We start from the raw sequence: 21764 nt of genomic DNA, 5'->3' as shown, positions 1-21764 counted from the left end.
GTAACCATGAATAAAACTTTCAAAACATATGCTGCAATTTTCATCATTGTGATGATTATTCTGGCATTGCTTGAAGTTAACAAAAAAGAAACGACAGACTGGCGCAAGAATTTTGATATCAATGAAAAGTCTCCGTTCGGACTATTTGTTTTTAATAATGAAGCTAAAAATCTTTTTAAAAATAATCTGAAGAAGATTGAACAGATTCCCTACGAATACTATAATCAACATAAAAAGAATCCACACAATATTGTCGTTATTGAAAATAATTTTGACAAAGAATCCTGGAATAAAATCCTGACACAGGTATCTGAAGGTTCGGATGCTTTTCTAATGGTGTCCCGTATGCCGAAAGAAATTTCAGACAGTATCGGATATTATGATTCCGAAATCTCTTTTGAAGAAGAAAATGTGCTGAAGCTTACTGACAAAAAATATCAGAATGATTTTGTTACATTAGATAAATTTCCTTCAGGAAGAGGTTTTTCATTTATTAAACCTAACGTTGAAGTCTTTGGGAAAACGGTGGAAAAAAAGAATACAGATCAGGCCAATTTTATCAAAGTAAAGTTTGGGAAAGGACATATTTACGCTCATACTGAACCTCTTTTTCTGACCAATTATTATCTTCTGAAACCCGGAAACGTAAAATATGCACAGGATGTATTTTCATATCTTCCGGATAGAGAAACGCTTTGGTTTGTATCCAATAAAAGTTCTGCATCACGTTTCTTCATGAGATTTGTATTGTCGAATCCGGCTTTAAAGTATGCGTGGTGGGTATTTTTGGGAGGATTTATCCTTTTCATTTTCTTTAATGCCAAAAGAAAACAGAGAATAGTACCGGTAACAGAGCCTCTGAGGAATACTTCCCTGGATTTTGTAAAAAGTATTGGAAATCTGTATCTTCAGGAAGGTGATTTTCATGATATGATGGCAAAGAAATCCCAGTATTTTCTAAATAAAGTGCGCATGGATCTGTTGATAGATACTCAGAATTTAGATGAAGAATTTGCAAAAAAACTACATTTGAAAACCGGAAAAACCATGGAGATGATTAATGAAGCTATAGTACTTATCAAAAAAGGGCAGGACCCTTATGCCAGTGTAATGAAAGAAGATCTTACAAGGATCAATAAGCTCCTTGATGAAATATTTAAATAATATAACAACCTGACGATATAACAGTTTTTCAATGCTGATAACGATAATTCAAAGGAATACCGTTGTTCATTGTCAGACTGACCAAATAAAATGTATTATGGAAAACTTTGATAACCCGAATATAGAAAACCAAAGCTCTATCAATCTTAATAAACAGGAAGAGCAGTTTCAGTCGAGAATCGATATGATTGAACTTCGTGCAAGCTTAGAGAAAGTAAAATCTGAAATCGGAAAAGTAATCGTAGGACAGGAGAAGATGATTGAACATCTTTTGGCTGCCTTACTTTCGAACGGACACGTTTTGATTGAAGGCGTTCCCGGAGTAGCTAAAACGATTACTGCGAAATTACTGGCTAAGACAATTGATGTAGGCTTCAGCAGAATTCAGTTTACACCGGATCTGATGCCTTCCGATATTTTGGGAACTTCTGTATTCAATGTGAAAAATTCAGAATTTGAATTTAAAAAAGGACCTATCTTCTCCAATTTCATCCTGATTGATGAGATCAACAGATCGCCTGCAAAAACACAGTCTGCATTATTTGAAGTCATGGAAGAAAGGCAAATTACGATGGATGGTATCCGTTATATTTTGGAAGAACCTTTCCTGGTTATTGCTACACAAAACCCTATAGAGCATGAAGGAACGTATAGACTTCCGGAAGCCCAGCTAGACCGTTTTTTATTTAAAATCAATGTAGGATATCCGAATCTTGAGCAGGAAATAGCGATTATTAAAAATCAGCACGAAAGCAAAAAAGAAGATAAAACAGAAGGAGTAAACCGAGTGATCACAGCTGAACAATTGAAAAACTACCAGCATCTGGTAAAGGAAATCATTGTGGAAAGCCAGCTGATGGAATATATTGCTAAGATTATCATCAACACAAGAGAAAACCAATTCTTATATCTGGGCGCTTCGCCAAGAGCTTCACTAGCACTTCTTACGGCCTCAAAAGCATTTGCAGCGCTGAGAGGAAGAGATTTTGTGACTCCTGAAGATATTAAAGAAGCAAGTTATGCTGTTTTAAGACACAGAGTAATCGTATCTCCGGAAAGAGAAATGGAAGGTCTAACCGCAGATGAAATTATCCGCCAGATTTTAGAAGGAATAGAGATTCCAAGATAGGGAGTAGCTAATAGGTGGCAGGTAGCAGGTGATAGTGGGTGAATGTTTAAAAAACAAAATTAGTATATATGGCGAATTTTAAAAAGCTTTTAGTTTGGCAGAAGTCTATTGATTTTGTTACTGAAATTTACAAAACTACAGAAGCCTTTCCTAGGGATGAAATCTACGGATTAATATCACAAATCAGACGAGCCGCCATTTCTATACCCTCCAATATTGCAGAGGAGAATTCAAGAAGAAGTAAACCTGATTATCTGCAATTTTTAAAAATATCAAGAGGCAGTTGTGCAGAAGTAGAAACACAATTAATTATTTCAAAAAATCTCAATTTTTTAAGCGAAGATGAGTATTTAAAATTAAATCAGGGGATTATAGAAATATCAAAGATGTTGAATGGCTTAATAAACTCTCTCCAACAATAATAATGAAAGAGATAGAGCTAATAAACGTCCACCTAAAACCTTTTATCTGCAACCTGCAACCTAACCAATGAAAAACTTATACATCAATACACGTTTCTTTTTTACACTCATCGGAGTGGGGATTCTGTATGTCCTGGCATTTTTCTTTCCGGTGCTGATGTGGGCAGCCCATATTGCACTGTTGATCTGCTTTTTGGCGACAATGGTAGATTTCCTATTGCTTTTTAATCAAAAGAATGCATTACAGGTTCAGAGAATTTTGCCGGAAAAATTGTCCAATGGCGATGAGAATTTTGTTAAAATTGATATTAAAAATAATTACAATTTTACCATAGATGCTAAAATTATTGATGAAATTCCATTCCAGTTTCAGAAAAGAGATTTTCTGATTGAAAAACAGATTGCTTCAGGAGCGAATACATTCTTTCAATATTCATTAGAACCTAAAGAAAGAGGAGAATATCATTTCGGAGGACTGAATATTTACGCATCCTCACCGTTAGGATTGATCTCAAAAAGATTTATTTTCCAGAAGGATGCTGTCTTACCTTCCTATCCATCATTTATCCATCTCAGAAAATATGAACTGATGGCCATTCAAAGTGAGTTTTTATTGGGTGGAATTAAAAAGGTCAGAAAACTGGGACACACCATGGAGTTTGAGCAGATCAAAGAATATGTCCCTGGAGATGATATCAGAACGATCAACTGGAAAGCAACTTCCAAAACGAACCGTTTAATGGTAAACCAGTTTCAGGATGAAAAAGCACAACGTATTTTTATGCTGATTGATAAAGGAAGAACCATGAAAATGCCTTTCAATGGATTAAGTTTGCTGGACTATTCCATCAATGCAACCATGGCGCTGTCTCATATTATTTTGAGAAAAGGAGACAGAGCCGGTATGATGACTTTTTCTAAAAAAGCTGAAAATAAAATTGCCGCTGATAATAAATCAGGTCAACTGAAAAAAATCTCTGAAGCACTTTATAATATCAAAACAGATTTTTTTGAAAGTGATTTCAACCGTTTGTATCAGGATGTAAAATATTCCATCAATCAAAGAAGCTTAATTCTGCTTTTTACGAACTTTGAAACATTGGACGGGCTTAACCGACAGTTGAAATATCTTCGTGGTATTGCTAAAAACCATTTACTGGTAGTTGTATTTTTCAAAAACTCAGAACTGCAGACGCTCATCAATAAGAATCCTGAAAATATGCAGGAAATTTACGATGAGATCATCGCTGAAAAATTTGAATTTGAAAAGAAACTGATCATTCAGGAACTCCGCAAATATGGAATTTATACGGTATATACTCTTCCGGAAAATTTGAATATCGATGTTATCAATAAATATCTGGAGATAAAAGCGAGAGGAATTTTATAACTTTGCAGAAGCAATAAGCAATACACAATGAAAATTACACTTAACAGAATAAACGACGATTTTTTATTTGAATGTACCAATGCGCAGGGGAATTCTATTCTTTTGGATAATACTTCACAGCCAGGAGCAAAAGGAGTTTCTCCAATGGAAAGCGTGTTGATGGCTGTCGCTGGCTGCAGCGGAATTGATGTGGTTTCTATTTTAAAGAAGCAGCGTCAGAACATTACAGGCTTTCAGGCAGAGGTTGAAGGAGAAAGGGTACAGGTAGATGATGCAAAACCTTTTAAATCTATTAACGTTAAGTTCCTTTTAGAAGGAGAAATTGATCCTAAAAAAGCACAGAAAGCAGCAGAACTTTCTTTTGAAAAATATTGTTCCGTATCCAAAACCTTAGAACCGAATGTAGAAATCGGATACGAAGTCTATGTGAACGGAGAAAAAATTTAATCTCTTATTTAAAAATAGAAAAAGCCGGATAACATATCCGGCTTTTTTATTGCTCATTACCTATCACTCATTGCTTATTAAAAGGTAAGTCTTGGTTTTATCAGTTTTGCTACAGTGGCTGTCCATCCCGTCTGATGGGAAGCTCCTACACCACGGCCGTTATCTCCATGGAAATATTCAAAAAAGGTGATGTAATCTCTGAAGTGTTCATCATAATTGAATTTTGGATTACCTCCGTTGAAGGCGCGCTGCCCATGTTCATCCTTTAAAAATAGAGAACAGAGTCTTTTGCTTATATTTTGAGCTACTTCATCAAGATTTCTTTTATCACCGCTTCCCGTTGGAAGTTCTACTTTCAGACTGTTTCCATAATAATAATGAAAACGCTGCAGGCTTTCCACAATCAAAAAGTTGATAGGAAACCATATCGGTCCGCGCCAGTTGCTGTTTCCGCCAAACATTCGGCTGTCACTTTCTGCAGGAGTATAATACACCATATTCTGACTCCCATGCACAGAAAATACAAAAGGATTCTCTTCATATACCTTAGACATTGCACGGATTCCATAAGAACTTAGAAACTCATTTTCATCAAGCATCCTGGTCAAAACCTTTGTCAGTCTGTTTTTACGAAGGATACTCATCAGGTGTTTTCTGCCGTGCCCTTCCTCGTCCCAGTGAGAAACAAGTTTGGTGAGTTCCGGTTTATTTTTTAAGATCCATTCCATTCTGCTTCTGAAATTCGGCATCTTTTCCAATAAGCGGTGGTCTACGATCTCAACAGCAAACATTGGAATCAAACCTACAATACTTCTTAATCTTAAAGAAACACTGTCTCCGTTTCCAAGCTGCAATACATCATAGAAGAAACCGTCTTCCTCGTTCCACAGTCCTTTCGTTCCCTCACCCAGGTTTTCCATCGCTTCAGCGATATAAAGATAATGTTCAAAAAATTTGATCGCCATATCTTCATACACCTGATAATACTGGGCAAGTTCCATGGCGATACGCATCATATTCAATGCATACATAGCCATCCAGCTTGTTCCGTCTGCCTGTTCAAGATGCTGGCCGTCCTTTAAAACCATATTCCGGTCAAAAGCACCAATATTATCGAGGCCAAGAAAGCCTCCTCCAAAAATATTTTTACCGTTTTTATCCTTTCTGTTTACCCACCACGTAAAATTCAGCAGTAACTTTTGAAATACCTTTTCCAAAAATAATAAATCCGGTTTTCCATTGTTTTTTTCATCAATTTTAAAAACCCGGAAGCAGGACCATGCATGTACAGGTGGATTTACATCACTCATATTCCATTCATAGGCAGGAAGCTGTCCGTTGGGATGCATATACCATTCTTTCGTAAGCAATAAAAGCTGTCCTTTGGCAAATTCTGCATCTATAATGGAAAAAGGAACACAGTGGAACGCCAGATCCCAGGTAGCATACCATGGATATTCCCATTTATCAGGCATGGAAATAATATCCTTATTGTGAAGATGATTCCATTCCGTATTTCTTACATACTCACTGAAATTTCTTGGAGCTTCAAAATTGGGATCACCTTTCAGCCATTTTCCTATATTGTAGTGATAGAACTGCTTATTCCAGAGAAGTCCTGCAAAAGCCTGTCGCTGAACATTTCTCTCATCTTCATTTACCGTATCATTCTGGATATCGTTATAAAACTCTTCCGCTTCAGATTGTCGTGTACTGAAAATAGTATCGAAATTTCCAAAAGGTTCGTCCGTCTCGTCAGGACACAATCTGAATTCAAAAATTTTAGATTCTCCTGCACCCACCATTTCATCAATCAGAAAAGATGCTTTTGTTCCCCTTTTTTCAGGATTTACAGTATCTCCCCGATGAATAATAAAATTATTGATGCCATCTTTGAAATAAGTATTCTCTGTTTTAGGTGCTCCGTAAAGCTTAGAGGTATTGGTCTCGTTATCACAGAATACACTTTGTGCATTTGTATTTCGCGAATAGACTTTTTTGATCGAAATACTGTCGTGTCCTATATTGATACTTCCGTCATCAGAAGCATTGAGCTCTGCCTTATAAGTGTTATATCCCCATTTCCAGTTATTTCTGAACCACGCAGTGGGTGCTACGACAATAGGTGCATCATGCTGGCTTCGGTTGCAGACGGTTACTCTGGCCAGGATATCGTTGTGATCAGCTTTACAGTATTCAATGAAAATATCGAAATACTCATCATTATCAAAAATTCCGGTATCGAAAATCTCATATTCCGGTTCCTTTTTACTACGTCTTCCATTTTCAGCAAGAAGTTCATCATAAGGAAACTCGTTGATCGGGTATTTATACACCATTTTCATATAGCTGTGAGTAGGTGTATTATCCAGATAATAAAAGATTTCTTTGATGTCTTCACCATGATTCCCCTGAGGGTTACTCAATCCGAAGAACCGTTCTTTTACCATTTTATCTTTCCTGTTCCAAAATGAAAAAGCAAAACAGAATAACTGTTTTACATCAGAAATTCCGGCGATGCCTTCCTCACCCCAGCGGTAAGCATAATTTTCAGCGTTATTGTGATTGGTAAAATCCCAGGCATTCCCGTTTGAGCTGTAATCCTCACGTACATTTCCCCACTGCCGGTTGCTTACATAAGGGCCCCAGTTTTTCCATTTGGTATCTTGTAATCTTTCTTTTTCGGCGGTCATATCTCATCATTTTTCCATACGAAGTTAGTTTTTTTGAAAAATAATTCCAATTTTTTTCATCTGAACAATTATTAATATGCTCTTGGAATACTTGTATTTAAGGGCTTTTTTAAATATTAAAATAATTTTTTTTTGAAATTAAAAGAAAAGAACTACCTTTGCACCATTCGTTCATTTAAATATTGAAAATGTTATCAAGAAAGGTTGAGGGATTAGACCCTATGAAACCTTAGCAACCCTTTGCGCAAGCAAAGAAGGTGCTACGTTCTACCAAAGTATTTTGGACAGATAACTTACTGAAGTTCTTTTCAGCCATTTCCTGTGGCATTTTCAATTGTATTTGTATTAAAATATAATAGAATTGAAAACAGAACTAAACTATATAAATCTTTCGTATCAAACCAATTCCCAAAAGGAATACCATATCCCGTTAAGCTATCAGCTTTTTGGGAAAGATCTGTTTACAGCACCCATCATTTTAATCAATCATGCCCTTACCGGAAACTCAGAGGTATCCGGAGAAAAAGGCTGGTGGAAAAAGTTGGTGGGAGAAAATCAGATTGTTGATACTGATCAATACACTGTTCTGTGTTTCAATATACCCGGAAACGGTTATGACGATTTTTTAATTGAAGACTATGAAGATTTTACCCCTTCAGATATCGCAGCGATATTTTTAAAAGGGCTTGAAGCTTTACATATCAAAAACTTATATGCCATTATTGGAGGCTCTCTGGGAGGAGGGATTGCGTGGGAAATGCTTGCCAAGCAGCCGGATCTCGCAGAAATATTTATTCCTATAGCCTGTGATTACAGGACACACGACTGGCTTCATGCGCAATGTCTGGTTCAGAAATTTTTATTGAATGATAAAGAGGAGCCACTACAGAAAGCAAGAATTCATGCTATGTTGTGTTACAGAACGCCACAGTCACTCAATGACAGATTTCAAAACCAATATAACCAGGAAAAACAACGCCTGGAATCAGAAGACTGGCTGGTTTATCATGGTAATGCGCTAAACGAAAGGTTTAGTTTAAAAGCATACAAACTGATGAATCATCTCTTGATGAATATAAATGCTGATGAAACAGCACTAGAGAACATACAGGCACGAATGCACATGATCTCTGTAGATACAGACTTATTCTTCCCGGCTTCTGAAATCCGAATGTGTTTTGAAAACTTAAAAGAGAAAAATAAGAATGTTTCTTATCACGAGATCCAATCTATACACGGGCATGATGCCTTCCTAATGGAATATCAACAATTAAATAATATCATTAAAAACATTTTACAGAAGTAATGAAAAATGCTAACGAAATAAAATTTTTGAAGAACAGGTCAATCGTCAAATTTGAAGGAGAAGATTTCCTGGGAGAAATCGGGATTGACGGACGAATTTTTAAAGCGCTTACTTTAGCGCGTATCAGTGTAGGAGTAATCTCTCAGCAAGCGATAGAAAACGGAATTTCTATTCTGGTTCAGGAAAATGATGCTGAAAAAGCAGTCGCTTGCCTTATCGATGAATTTGAAGCAGAAAGAAAATCTGGAAAAGTTTCCCAGATCTACAGTATCAATAATGTTTCTGTCATCGGTTTTGTGGCAGAAGATTTCAATAAAGTTTTTGCTGAGCTGGCAAGAAACAATGTTTTCCCATTATTGCTGAATCAGGTTGCGGGAGAGAACAGAGTAAACATCGTAGTAACTTCTTCACAGGACGAAAAAACAAAAAACATTATAGAATCTGAAATTTTCAAGAAGCCAAAGACCGTTCATCTGGCGATCATAGGACATGGAAATGTAGGAAAGACTTTGATACAACAGGTATTGGAATCTTCTGAAGAGATTAAAAGACGTAAAAAAATAGACTTTAAAGTAGTGGCGGTAGCCAATTCAAAGAAAATAGCCTTCAACAAAAAAGGATTTGATGCCAATTGGAGTGATGAGGTTTTGACAGCAGAACATCCTTCAAGTGTTCAGGAGCTTATTAATTTCTCCAACGAAAACCAGCTGGAAAACCTTATCGTTGTGGATAACACGGCAAGTAAGGATTTTGTGAAAAACTATCACGCTTTGGCAGAAAACGGATTCGATCTGGTTTCCTCAAACAAGATTTTTAATACCCTTCCGATTGAAGAGTACAGAAAACTAAGATATACGTTGAATAAAAACAACAGACGTTATCTCTATGAAACCAATGTGGGTGCGGGATTACCCTTAATTGATACCATCAAATTATTACACCTTTCAGGAGAAAATATCACAAGAATTAAAGGGGTGTTCTCCGGAACACTGAGCTATGTGTTCAACAATTTTTCTTTAAGAGATGATAAATTTTCAACCATCATCAACGAAGCATTAGAAAAAGGATACACAGAACCGGATCCGAGAGAAGATTTATCAGGAAATGACGTAGCTAGAAAGTTATTAATTCTGGCGAGAGAATTAGACTTAATTAATGAATTCGGAGATATCAATATTCAGAATCTTGTTCCGGAAAGCTTACTTGAGGTTTCAAAATCAGAATTCCTTTCAAGATTGGAAGAACTGGATGAAGAATATCAGAAAATAAAAGAGAATCAGGAACCCGGGCATGTATTGAGATATGTGGGGGATCTGCACGGTGATCTACAGAAAGATAAAGGCGAGTTGGATGTGAAATTGATTTCAGTTCCGGCAACATCTGCATTAGGACAGCTGAAAGGTTCAGATTCAATCTTTGAAATTTATACAGAAAGTTATGGTGAAAATCCTATCGTTATCATGGGAGCCGGAGCCGGAGCACAGGTGACAGCCAGAGGAGTATTCGGGGATATTTTAAGAGTAAGTGAAACAAAATAATATTTAATATAACAATCTGATAATGTATCAGTTTGCCGATAATTGGTGTCGTTATTCTGAGCAAAGCGAAGAATTTCATTGGTACATTGTTAGACTGCTATATTGGTAAATCAATTAAAACTATATGGAAAATTTTGAAACATCAGCAATAAGAACTCAGACTGAAAGAACCCAGTTTGACGAGCATTCTACGCCATTATACCTTACATCAAGTTTTATATTTCAGGATGCTGAGGATATGAGAGCAAGCTTTGCTGAAGAAAAACCTAAAAATTTATACAGCCGTTTTTCCAATCCTAACGTAACAGAGTTTACAGATAAAATAGCTAAAATGGAAGGTGCGGAAGCCGGATATGCTTTTGCAACAGGAATGGCTGCTATCTATTCTACATTTGCTGCTTTGTTGAATGCCGGAGATCATATCGTAAGCTGCCAGTCAGTTTTCGGCTCTACACATACATTATTCACTAAGTATTTCCCGAAATGGAATATTGAAACCTCTTATTTCAAAGCAGAAGATGCGGAAAATGTAGAACAATACATCAAACCAAATACAAAGATCTTATACCTTGAAACTCCCACCAATCCGGCTATTGAAATTCTTGACCTTGAATTTTTCGGGCAGATAGCAAAAAAATATAATCTGATATTTGTTGTAGATAATTGTTTTGCAACACCTTATCTTCAGCAGCCCATCAAATATGGTGCAGATATTGTTGTACATTCAGCAACGAAATTGATTGACGGACAGGGAAGAGTTTTAGGAGGAATAGCAGTAGGAAAAGAAGACCTGATCAGAGAAATTTATCTTTTCGCAAGAAATACAGGTCCTGCATTGTCTCCTTTTAATGCATGGGTATTATCAAAAAGCCTCGAAACATTGGCCATTCGTGTAGAAAAACATTGTGAGAATGCATTGAAGGTAGCCGAGTTTTTAGAAAGCCATCCGAACGTAGAATTAGTAAAATATCCATTCCTGAAATCTCACCCGAGCTATGAAGTTGCCAAAAAGCAGATGAAGCTTGGAGGAAATATCGTGGCATTTGAAATCAAAGGAGGAATAGAAGGCGGAAGAAACTTTTTAGATAAGATACAAATGTGTTCACTTTCTGCCAATTTAGGTGATACAAGAACGATCGTTACTCACCCGGCATCCACCACACACTCCAAACTGTCAGATGAAGAAAGAAATGAAGTAGGGATTACTGCAGGGCTGGTTCGTTGTTCAGTAGGTTTGGAAAATGTGGAAGATATTATTGCAGATCTTAAACAGGCCTTAGACTAGTTCAATAGGAACGGGCTAAAGCCCGTTTTGATGACCAAAATAGATAAAAATGAAAAATTCAGAACAATTATATAAAGCTTTATCCGAAAGAATTTTAATTCTTGACGGTGCCATGGGAACTATGCTTCAGAGGTACAAGTTTGAAGAAGAAGATTACCGTGGAGAGCGTTTCAAAGACTGGGAACATCCGGTAAAAGGAAATAATGACCTACTTTCTCTGACGCAGCCTCAGGCCATTGAAGAAGTTCACAAGAAATACCTGGAAGCAGGTGCTGATATCATAGAAACCAATACCTTTTCAGGAACTACCATTGCTATGGCAGATTATCATATGGAAGAATTGGTGTATGAACTGAACTATGAGTCTGCAAAGATTGCAAGAAAAGCCTGTGATGAGTATACCGCAAAAAATCCGGATAAGCCGAGATTTGTAGCAGGATCTATCGGGCCAACGAACAGAACCGCGAGTTTAAGTCCTGATGTCAATGACCCCGGATACAGAGCCATTACTTTTGAAGAATTGAGGGTGGCTTACAAACAGCAATGTGAAGCTTTGCTGGATGGAGGTTCAGATATCCTTTTGGTAGAAACCATCTTTGATACACTGAATGCAAAAGCCGCTTTGTTTGCCATTGATGAACTGCAGGATGAAAGAGGAATCAAAATTCCGATCATGGTTTCAGGAACCATTACCGATGCTTCAGGAAGAACTTTGAGCGGACAGACGGCAGAAGCTTTCCTGATCTCCGTTTCCCATCTGAATTTATTAAGTGTAGGTTTCAACTGTGCATTAGGTGCAGATCAGCTGACTCCTTATCTTGAAACACTGGCCCATAACTCAGAATTCTATGTTTCAGCGTATCCGAATGCAGGTTTACCCAATGCTTTTGGAAAATATGATGAAACCCCTGAAGATATGGCAAGACAGATCAAAGAATATGTTGAAAAAGGATTGATCAATATTATCGGAGGATGTTGCGGAACTACTCCTGAGCATATAAAGGCGATTGCAGATTTGGTGGAAAAATATCCACCAAGAAAATTGAGAGAATTTGTCTGATTTGATAGATTTTTTTAATTAAAATCAAGAATGAAGGCTAATTATAAATAGTAACTTTATGTAAACCACAAAGTTAAATATAATGGAAAAGCCAATTTACTTAAAAGATCCGGAGGATGTCAGATTATTTAATGAGCTGAGAAAGAAAGTGAACCAAAGAGTAGAAGCCATTTCTGAAAACAGGGATATCTATATTCAGATGAAAGCAGTTATTCTGCCGATGATCTATCTGGGATTATATTTTCTGGCTCTTTTTAATGCTGAAAAACACTGGGTCTATATTTTGAGTTTTGTTTTAATGGGAATCTCCCTGGTTTTAATTTATTTGAACCTGATTCATGAAGCAGCCCATAACAACATTTATAAAAGTAAAAAGCTGAATAATTTAGTCCTTCACATTTTTGATTTTATAGGAGCCAACTCCTACATCTGGAAGAAAAGACACATCGCAAGCCATCATGCCTATCCGAATGTGGACGGATGGGACACGGATATCGAACAGAGCGGATTGCTTTTAATCGTACCGTGGATCAAGGCAAAAGGAGTACAGAAGTATCAGGATAAGTTTTTCTTTTTAGTATATCCATTGTATTTGTTCAACTGGATGTTTATAAGAGACTTTAGAGACTTCTTTGATAAGGAAAGGGTGATTTTAAAAACTCAGGGACAAATACCTGTTAAGGAAAAGGTAAAAATGATCAGTTATAAGCTGTTCTACTTCTTTTATCAGATTGTAGTCCCTATTGTGTTCTTTAAAGTATCAATGGGATTGGCTTTGGGTGCGTGGTTTTTACAGGTGATTTCAGCAAGTATTTTTGCATTGTTTGTTTTACTGCCTTTGCATCCGCTTCCTGATAATGCCTTTCCGAGATTAAATAAAGAGAATGGTCTTCCATTCAGCTGGCTTCGTCACCAGTTTGAAGTGACGAACGATTTAAAAGAAAATAACTGGCTGGTAAAAAATATGTTGGGGAATTTTAATTTTCATGTGGCCCATCATCTATTTCCAAATTACAGTTATATGTATTACAATGAGATCACAGAAGAAATTGAAGAATTTGCTAAAGAACACAATTTAGCGTACAAAAGATTTCCACTGATTACAGCTTTAAGTAAGCATAGGGATTTATTGAGGCAGAATGCCAATAATGCCTACTATATTTTAGAAGAATAAAATGAAATATTTAAGATTATCAGGCCTTGAGCCTCTTATCATAACCCCGGAAAGTAATTTCATCAACGTTGGTGAAAGGACCAATGTTGCCGGTTCCAAAAAGTTTTTAAGACTGATCAAAGAGGAGAAGTTCTCTGAAGCATTAGATATTGCCCGCCATCAGGTTGAAGGAGGTGCCCAGATCCTGGATGTCAACTTCGATGATGGATTGATTGATGGAAAAGCATCCATGATCAAATTCCTGAATTTAATTGCCTCTGAACCAGATATCGCCAGAATCCCGATTATGGTAGACTCTTCTAAATGGGAAATTCTGGAAGCCGGCCTTCAGGTAGCACAGGGAAAATGTGTGGTAAATTCTATCAGCTTAAAAGAAGGCGAGGAAGAATTTATCAAACATGCAAAAGCCATTAAAAGATACGGAGCAGCAGTCATTGTAATGGCATTTGATGAGGTAGGACAGGCTGACAATTTTGACCGAAGAATTGAGATTTCAAAACGTTCCTATGATATCTTAGTCAACCAGCTTGGTTTTCCGGCAGAAGATATCATTTTCGACTTAAATATCTTTCCGGTGGCAACAGGAATGGATGAGCACAGAAGAAATGCCATCGACTTTATTGAAGCGACACGCTGGGTAAGACAAAACCTTCCTTATGCATCCGTAAGTGGAGGAGTGAGCAACGTTTCTTTCTCTTTCCGCGGAAATGATACCGTAAGAGAAGCAATGCACTCTGTTTTTCTTTACCATGCTATTCAGGCAGGAATGAATATTGGCATCGTAAACCCGGCGATGCTGGAAGTGTATGATGAGATCAATAAAGAATTACTGGAGCTTGTAGAAGACGTAATTCTGGATAAAAGAGAAGATGCTACAGAAAGACTTCTTGACTATTCAGAAAAACATAAATCGGTCAAAAAAGAAAAGACCGAAGACTTAGAATGGAGAAATAATCCACTACAGGAAAGAATTACCTATGCCTTGGTAAAAGGGATCGACCGTTTTATTGAAGAAGATGTAGAAGAAGCAAGACAATCAGCAGAAAGACCACTTCATGTTATAGAAATTAATCTGATGACAGGAATGGGAGTTGTAGGAGATTTATTCGGAAGTGGAAAAATGTTCCTGCCTCAGGTAGTAAAGTCTGCAAGGGTAATGAAAAAAGCGGTGGCTTATTTACAGCCTTTCATTGAAGCTGAAAAAGACGGAGCAAAACCCGCCAATGGAAAAATCCTGATGGCAACTGTAAAAGGGGACGTTCATGATATTGGTAAAAATATTGTGAGTGTTGTTCTGGGTTGTAACAACTATGAAATCGTTGATCTTGGAGTAATGGTTCCTGCTGAAAAGATTATCCAGACCGCTATTGCTGAAAAAGTAGACGTTATAGGATTAAGCGGACTGATTACACCAAGTTTGGATGAAATGGTGTATATCGCTTCAGAATTAGAAAGACAAAATTTAGATTTTCCTTTATTAATCGGTGGTGCTACAACTTCAAAGGCACATACCGCAGTGAAAATCGATTTAAAATATAAAAATGCAGTCGTTCACGTGAATGATGCTTCCAGAGCCGTAAACGTAGTAAGTTCATTGTTGGGTGACAGAAATAAAGAATATGTTTCAGATTTAAAGAATGACTATTCTGACTTCAGAGAAAAGTTTCTGAACAGGCAGGTAGATAAAGATTATGTATCCATTCAGGAAGCAAGAGAAAACCATTTTAAAATCGATTGGGAAAACGAAGAGATTTTCACCCCGAATAATCTCGGAATAAAAGTCTTCGAAAATCAGGATTTGAATGAACTTCTTCCTTTCATCGACTGGTCTCCGTTTTTCAGAAGCTGGGATCTCCACGGAAAATATCCGAACATTCTGGAAGATGAGGTGGTAGGAGCCCAAGCTAAAGAATTATTCAAAGATGCTCAGGTTATTTTGAAGAGAATTCTGGATGAAAAACTTTTAACGGCAAAAGCCATCTTCGGGATTTTTAAAGCCAACTCCAATGAATCTGATGATATCTTGATTTTTGATGAAAATAACAACGAGCAGGCGAAGTTTCTAACCCTAAGACAGCAGGCTCAAAGATCAAAAGGTAAAGAATATCTGGCTCTAAGTGATTTCATCGCTCCTCAAAGCTCAGGAAAGACTGATTATGTGGGTGCTTTCTGTGTAACAACAGGATTTGGTACTGACGAATTGTCCAGCGAATACGAAAAAGCTAATGACGATTACAATTCCATCATGGTGAAAGCCTTAGCAGATCGTTTTGCAGAAGCCTATGCAGAATTCTTACACAAAAAAGTGAGAACAGAATACTGGGGATATGCCAATCAGGAAAGCTTAAGCAACGAAGAACTTATTGCTGAAAAATATAAAGGAATCCGTCCGGCACCAGGGTATCCGGCTTGCCCTGACCATTTGGAAAAGAAAACGATCTGGGATCTTTTAAAAGTAGAAGAAAATACAGGCGTTTTCCTTACAGAAAGCTTAGCCATGTTCCCAACGGCATCTGTTTCCGGGTATTATTTCGGAAGCCCGCATGCCAAATATTTCGGATTAGGGAAAATTACAGAAGACCAGCTTGAAGATTATGCAGCGAGAAGAAGCTGTAGCATCAAGGAAGCGAGAAAATGGTTGTCGCCAAATTTAGCAGATTAACATTGACATGAAGATAACAGAACACATTAAAAACGCAAATGGAAAAACTTTATTCTCCTTAGAAGTTGTTCCGCCACAAAAAGGAATAGGTATTGAAGATCTGTATACAAACATAGATCCATTGATGGAATTCAATCCGCCTTTCATTGACGTTACCACATCCAGAGAAGAATATATCTATCTGGACAAAGGAAATGGCCTGATGGAACGCCGTATTACAAGAATGCGCCCTGGAACTTTGGGAATTTGTGCTGCTATTCAACATAAATATAATGTAGATACAGTTCCACACCTTCTTTGCGGAGGTTTTACAAAAGAAGAAACAGAATATCTTCTGGTAGACTGTATGTACCTCGGAATAGATAATGTAATGGCTCTGAGAGGAGATGCTATGAAAGGGCATCAGTATTTTGAGCCTACTCAGGGAGGACACGCCAGTGCAATGGATCTTGTCAACCAGATTAATGACCTTGGAAGAGGGAAATATCTTCATAACGAAGAACAGGTGAGTGATGAACTCAATAAATTCTGCATTGGTGTTGCAGGATATCCGGAAAAACATATGGAAGCCCCTTCCATGAATTATGACCTGAAATGGTTGAAACAAAAAGTAGATGCCGGAGCGGATTATATCGTTACTCAAATGTTCTTTGACAATAAAAAGTATATTGAATTCGTTCAGAAAGCAAGAGAGATGGGAATCACGGTTCCTATCATCCCCGGGATTAAGCCAATTGCAACAAAGAAACATTTAAAAATACTGCCGCAGGTATTCAAAATAGATCTTCCGGAAGAACTCATCAATGAAGTAGAAAATGCAAAAAATAATGAAGCAGTAAAACAGATCGGAATAGAATGGTCCATTGCTCAATGCAAAGAATTGCTGGATTTCGGAGTTCCTGTTCTGCACTTTTACTCCATGGGGAAAAGTGATAACATAAAAAAAGTAGCCGGTGAGCTATTCTAATAAAAGTACCAAAATGAAGGAACCCTGCTGTAAAAGGCAGGGTTTTTATTTTAATCAGAATCCGATACAGAAAATAAGATGAACTAAGTAAGCCGCAGGCTATACATCCGCTTAGAAAGAATCAATAAAGTTGATTCAACCTTTGCTCCCTCAAAAATATAACAGTCGCAAATAAAAACTTTGCGTCAAATAGCTTACAGTATTAAAAAAAGTAAACTGAACTTTTAGTTAATAAACACGCTTCAATAACTCCCATCTTCCATCTTCCTTACCCTAAAGAATCTCATGTCTCTCAAACTCCTTATTCCTGTCAAACAAATACCGGTAAGTAGCCAGCTTTCGCGTTACTGAAGTATCCAGTGTTTCCGCAATCTTGATCATTTTAGGATTAAAATCACCAATCCATTGAAGTTCTGTGACCTTAAAATCCGTATGCTTTCTCAAATGCTGGGTGCCTTCCCAGATCATATATCCGTCAATACCTTTTTTTTGCCATTCTGGAACTACACCAAAAACAAGCCCCACCATTTTTTCATTCTTTTTAAACCGTTTTAGAAACAATAATTTAAGTTTTTCAAAAGGCCCGAATTTTCCATTCAAATATTTAAACCACTGGTTGAGGTCGGGAATGTTGATCCACATGGCAATCGGTTTCTCATTTTCATATACAAACCATGAAATATGCTCATTGATAATAGGTTTCATGGTATTGAACATTTTCAGAACCTTTGCTTCTTCCAGATGTTTTCCTTCCCCGTGGCAAGCCCATGCTTTATTATAAACTTCAGTAAAATCTTTTGCAAACTTAGCCAGGTTATTTTTTTTCATAGGCTGGGCTGAAATAGCAGGATTTCTTCTGTTTCTTTCATGAGCAATCTTAAAAATCCTTGAAACTTCCGTGAAAATAGGTCTGGTAAAACAAAGCTGTTCAAAATAAATCTGAAACCCATAATTTTCAAAAAGGTCTTTGTAGTAAGGCAGGTTGTAATTCATTCCAAATAAAGGCTCAATAAAACCTTCAATTAAAAGTCCCCAGAATTTGTCCCTTTCCCCAAAATTGATAGGCCCGTCCATTGCTTCCATTCCTCTTTCCTGAAGCCAGTTTTTGCAGTGATCAAAAATAAAATTGGCTGTTTCCTGATCATTAATACAGTCGAAAAAACCAATTCCTCCGGTAGGTTGCTTCTGTTCATAAGAATGGATGATAAAAACAGCTACTTTACCAACCGTTTTGTTATTCTTTTTAAACAGAAATCTTTTACACACTCCGTTTTTAAAAAATTTATTCTTTTCAGTATCAAAAATCTCCTCAATGTGCTTATCTAAAGGCCGGATATAATTTTTGTCGTATTTATAAAGTTGAGCAGGGAATTCCAGAAATTCCCTTTTATGGAGTTGGTTTTGTACTTCTTCGACAATAATCATAGGCTTTTTAATCAGAAATGGCTATAAAAGATAATGTTTTTCATCTTATTTGAAATAGAGAAATAGATATTATCCGTATTTTTGCTGCAAATTAAATAAAAATGGTTGATTTTACTGATAACGACGATGATATTTTCACTGGAAAAGAACATACGCCTATAAGGAAAGATGCTTTTGATAAATCGCCACAGGAAAAAATAGAAAAGATTACTGAGCTTTTTGGCGAGATTATGGAAACGCTGGGAATGGATATGACAGACGATTCTCTGAAAGATTCTCCAAGACGTGTTGCCAAAATGTATGTGAATGAGATTTTCGGAGGACTTCTTCCTGAAAACAAACCGGGAATTTCTACTTTTTCTAATAAATACAAATACCGTCAGATGTTGGTGGAGAAGGATATCACGGTATATTCTTTCTGCGAACACCACTTCTTACCCATCATAGGAAGAGCCCACGTAGCTTATATTTCCAATGGTGAGGTAATAGGTCTTTCAAAAATCAATAGAATTGTTGATTACTATGCGAAAAGACCACAGGTTCAGGAAAGACTTACGATGCAGATTGTAGATGCTTTAAAAGAAGCTTTGGGAACAAAAGATGTAGCCTGTATCATTGATGCAAAACACCTTTGTGTCAACTGCAGAGGGATAAAAGATACGGCAAGCTCTACCATTACTGCAGAACTAAGTGGTATTTTCAGAACAAACCCTATCACAAGGCAGGAATTCCTGCATTACGTAGGAAGTCATGCAAAACTGGATTATTAAACAATGAACTACCAAATCCTTAAAAATATTATTGATGCCGAACTTCAGAGATTTCAAAATATCCCTGAAGAAGAATGGTCATACAGAAGCGCTCCGGAAAAATGGTCTAAAAAAGAAATTATAGGACATCTTTGTGACAGCGCTTTTACAAATATTCGTAGATTTGTTGTCACTCAATATAAAGAGAACGAAAATATTGTATATGATCAGAATATCTGGGTAAAAGCTCAGAACTATCAGAATGTTCCTGTTTCGGATCTTATTGATCTTTGGAAGTCTTTGAATTATCAGATTGTTCATGTAGTGGAAAACATCCCGGATGAAGCATTACAGAGAACCTGCGATACAACCAAAACAGCACCACAGGTTTTTACATTGGAGTTTATTATTAATGATTATGTAGACCATTTGCAGCATCATTTAAAAGCGATTTAATTATGATAAAATTTAAAAAAGTTTCAGATAAAATTTTTATCACAACAATTATTTGTTGTGACAGAAGTATTTTTTAACTAATTTTTGAATCTTTAAAATCATTGAATCTTTTAACTTAAAAATAAATGCAACTAAAAATATATAACTCCCTTACAGCGGAAAAAGAAATATTCAAACCTATTTTAGACGGAAATATCGGGATGTATGTCTGCGGACCTACAGTGTACAGTAATGTGCATTTAGGAAATGTGAGAACTTTCCTTTCCTTCGATTTTATCTACCGTACCTTAACACATTTGGGGTATAAAGTAAGATATGTAAGAAATATTACAGATGCAGGCCACCTTACCGATGATGGGAATGTTGATAACGATAGATTTGTAAAACAAACCAGACTTGAAAAACTGGAGCCCATGGAAATTGTGCAGAAATATACAGTAGATTTCCATAAAGTATTGGATATGTTCAATCTTCTGCCTCCCAATATCGAACCTACAGCTACAGGACATATCGTAGAACAGATCGAATTGACTCAAAAACTGATTGAAAGAGGCTTTGCTTATGAAAGCAACGGTTCAGTTTACTTTGATGTATTAGAATACAACAAAAGAGGATTGAACTATGGTGAACTTTCAAAACGTAACATAGAAGAACTTTTCGCAAATACACGAGACCTTGACGGACAGGGAGAAAAGAAAAATCCACAGGATTTTGCATTGTGGAAAAAAGCATCGCCTGCTCACATCATGAGATGGAATTCCCCTTGGGGAGAAGGATTCCCGGGATGGCACCTTGAATGTACTGCAATGAGTACAAAATATTTAGGGGAAACTTTCGATATCCATGGAGGAGGAATGGACCTGAAGTTCCCTCACCACGAATGTGAAATTGCCCAAGGGAAAGCTTGCAATGATGCTGCACCCGTAAATTACTGGATGCATGCCAATATGTTGACGATGAATTCTCAGCGTATGAGTAAATCTACAGGAAACTATATTCTTCCGATGCAGCTGGTTACTGGTGATAATGACTTCTTCGAAAAACCTTTCCACCCTTCAATTGTACGTTTCTGTTTCCTGCAGGCCCATTACAGAAGTGTGCTGGATATTTCAAACGATGCAATGATAGCCAGTGAAAAAGGATTCATCAGATTGATGGAAGCTGTAAAAGTATTGAATTCAATCACGCCTGATGATACCAAACAATCCGGTTTCAGCCTGAAAGAATGGAAAGATAAAGCCTATGAAGCTTTAACAGACGATTTCAATTCACCAATCCTCATTGCCCACCTGTTTGAAGCTGTGAAATACATCTTCGCTTTGAATGATGGTAAAGAAACGATTTCAACAGAGGATCTTGAAGATTTGAAAACCACGCTGAATGCTTTTATCTTCGATGTTCTGGGACTACAGACTGTAGAGGAAAATAATAATGAAAAACTTGATCAAACTCTAAAAGTCTTGATTGAATTGAGAAATCAGGCAAGAAAATCCAAGAATTTCGACCTTTCAGATCAGATCAGAGATAAACTGCTTGCAGAAGGAATCGAATTAAAAGACGGAAGAGACGGAACATCATACGTTCTGAGCTAAAAAATATAACTTCGTTTTATATCCATTCCGTAGGAGTTCCACACTAGGATTCTTACGGAATGTTTTTTTGGGGGCCTTCTGAGAAATACACTTTATACATTATTATATAGTACGAATTTTTTTTCAGGAGCTTTATCCTGCTATCCATTCCTACTCCTCGCGCCGATACTTTCCCACGCGCAAACCCATCTGCTCTCCAACCCAGGCTGCGGGGTAACCATTCCTATCAGGGCTAGGGGGTACCGTTGTTCGGGTTATTGGGTTTCTAGTTTTGGGTTTCTATGTAGAAAAGGAGCATTGGTGTT

At 37.0% G+C, this 21764-nt stretch carries 17 protein-coding genes and 1 riboswitch; of the genes, 15 read left to right on the top strand and 2 right to left on the bottom strand.

All coding sequences use genetic code 11. The annotated features are described in order from the left end of the window. Positions 1-6 precede the first annotated feature (6 nt). The 5 genes from FN817_RS05335 (at position 7) to FN817_RS05315 (ending at position 4552) form a co-directional block, all read left to right on the top strand. Positions 7-1164: a DUF4350 domain-containing protein gene (locus tag FN817_RS05335; protein ID WP_142717075.1), complete on the top strand. Its 1158-nt coding sequence runs from the start codon at positions 7-9 to the stop codon at positions 1162-1164. Between the two features lie 97 nt (positions 1165-1261). After that, positions 1262-2293: an AAA family ATPase gene (locus FN817_RS05330; protein WP_185149896.1), complete on the top strand. Its 1032-nt coding sequence runs from the start codon at positions 1262-1264 to the stop codon at positions 2291-2293. A gap of 68 nt (positions 2294-2361) precedes the next feature. Then, positions 2362-2715, top strand: a complete 354-nt coding sequence (locus FN817_RS05325) for a four helix bundle protein (protein WP_142717073.1) — start codon at positions 2362-2364, stop codon at positions 2713-2715. A gap of 67 nt (positions 2716-2782) precedes the next feature. Beyond that, on the top strand, positions 2783-4105 hold the full coding sequence (locus FN817_RS05320) for a DUF58 domain-containing protein (RefSeq protein WP_142717072.1): 1323 nt from the start codon (positions 2783-2785) through the stop codon (positions 4103-4105). Between the two features lie 27 nt (positions 4106-4132). Next, positions 4133-4552 carry an OsmC family protein gene (locus FN817_RS05315; RefSeq protein WP_047376627.1) on the top strand — a complete coding sequence of 140 codons (420 nt, stop codon included), beginning with the start codon at positions 4133-4135 and terminating at the stop codon, positions 4550-4552. Between the two features lie 77 nt (positions 4553-4629). Here FN817_RS05315 and FN817_RS05310 read toward each other — a convergent pair whose 3' ends face one another. Continuing rightward, positions 4630-7245 carry an MGH1-like glycoside hydrolase domain-containing protein gene (locus FN817_RS05310; RefSeq protein WP_142717071.1) on the bottom strand — a complete coding sequence of 872 codons (2616 nt, stop codon included), beginning with the start codon at positions 7243-7245 and terminating at the stop codon, positions 4630-4632. Between the two features lie 188 nt (positions 7246-7433). Then, positions 7434-7540: riboswitch (SAM riboswitch) on the top strand. A 66-nt stretch (positions 7541-7606) separates the two neighbouring features. Here FN817_RS05310 and FN817_RS05305 point away from each other — a divergent pair. The 7 genes from FN817_RS05305 (at position 7607) to metF (ending at position 17237) form a co-directional block, all read left to right on the top strand. Then, a complete protein-coding gene (locus FN817_RS05305; RefSeq protein ID WP_142717070.1) occupies positions 7607-8551 on the top strand; it encodes an alpha/beta fold hydrolase in 945 nt (314 codons plus the stop codon). Further along, the gene (locus FN817_RS05300) at positions 8551-10089 is read left to right on the top strand and encodes an ACT domain-containing protein (RefSeq protein WP_142717069.1); all 1539 of its coding nucleotides are present in this window, start codon (positions 8551-8553) and stop codon (positions 10087-10089) included. The genes FN817_RS05305 and FN817_RS05300 overlap by 1 nt, the downstream gene beginning before the upstream one ends. 124 nt (positions 10090-10213) lie before the next feature. Next, the gene (locus tag FN817_RS05295; protein WP_142717068.1) at positions 10214-11374 is read left to right on the top strand and encodes an O-succinylhomoserine sulfhydrylase; all 1161 of its coding nucleotides are present in this window, start codon (positions 10214-10216) and stop codon (positions 11372-11374) included. Positions 11375-11423: 49 nt separating this feature from the next. Then, entirely contained in the window at positions 11424-12434 is a 1011-nt protein-coding gene (locus FN817_RS05290) for a homocysteine S-methyltransferase family protein (RefSeq protein ID WP_142717067.1), read from the top strand. An 82-nt stretch (positions 12435-12516) separates the two neighbouring features. Continuing rightward, positions 12517-13608, top strand: coding sequence for a fatty acid desaturase family protein (locus FN817_RS05285; RefSeq protein ID WP_142717066.1), 1092 nt, complete (start codon positions 12517-12519; stop codon positions 13606-13608). 1 nt (position 13609) lies between these two features. Further along, positions 13610-16270, top strand: coding sequence for a methionine synthase (metH, locus tag FN817_RS05280; protein WP_142717065.1), 2661 nt, complete (start codon positions 13610-13612; stop codon positions 16268-16270). Between the two features lie 7 nt (positions 16271-16277). Next, positions 16278-17237, top strand: coding sequence for a methylenetetrahydrofolate reductase [NAD(P)H] (gene metF / locus FN817_RS05275; RefSeq protein ID WP_142717064.1), 960 nt, complete (start codon positions 16278-16280; stop codon positions 17235-17237). 273 nt (positions 17238-17510) lie between these two features. On the opposite strand, the gene FN817_RS05270 is transcribed toward metF, so the two are convergent. Further along, positions 17511-18662 carry a hypothetical protein gene (locus FN817_RS05270; RefSeq protein WP_142717063.1) on the bottom strand — a complete coding sequence of 384 codons (1152 nt, stop codon included), beginning with the start codon at positions 18660-18662 and terminating at the stop codon, positions 17511-17513. A 101-nt stretch (positions 18663-18763) separates the two neighbouring features. Between FN817_RS05270 and folE the strand changes: the two genes are divergently transcribed. The 3 genes from folE (at position 18764) to cysS (ending at position 21459) form a co-directional block, all read left to right on the top strand. Beyond that, complete coding sequence (folE, locus tag FN817_RS05265) at positions 18764-19432, top strand: GTP cyclohydrolase I FolE (protein ID WP_047376638.1); 669 nt, start codon at positions 18764-18766, stop codon at positions 19430-19432. A gap of 3 nt (positions 19433-19435) precedes the next feature. Then, positions 19436-19867 (top strand): DinB family protein, encoded by a 432-nt coding sequence (locus FN817_RS05260; protein ID WP_142717062.1) that lies wholly within the window; start codon positions 19436-19438, stop codon positions 19865-19867. A gap of 125 nt (positions 19868-19992) precedes the next feature. Then, positions 19993-21459 (top strand): cysteine--tRNA ligase, encoded by a 1467-nt coding sequence (gene cysS, locus FN817_RS05255; RefSeq protein WP_142717061.1) that lies wholly within the window; start codon positions 19993-19995, stop codon positions 21457-21459. Positions 21460-21764 lie beyond the last annotated feature (305 nt).

The sequence above is a fragment of the Chryseobacterium rhizoplanae genome (assembly GCF_900182655.1).
GTDB lineage: Bacteria > Bacteroidota > Bacteroidia > Flavobacteriales > Weeksellaceae > Chryseobacterium > Chryseobacterium rhizoplanae.
The sequence above is the reverse complement of the archived record's forward strand: the minus strand, read 5'-3'. Positions and strand labels throughout refer to the sequence as shown.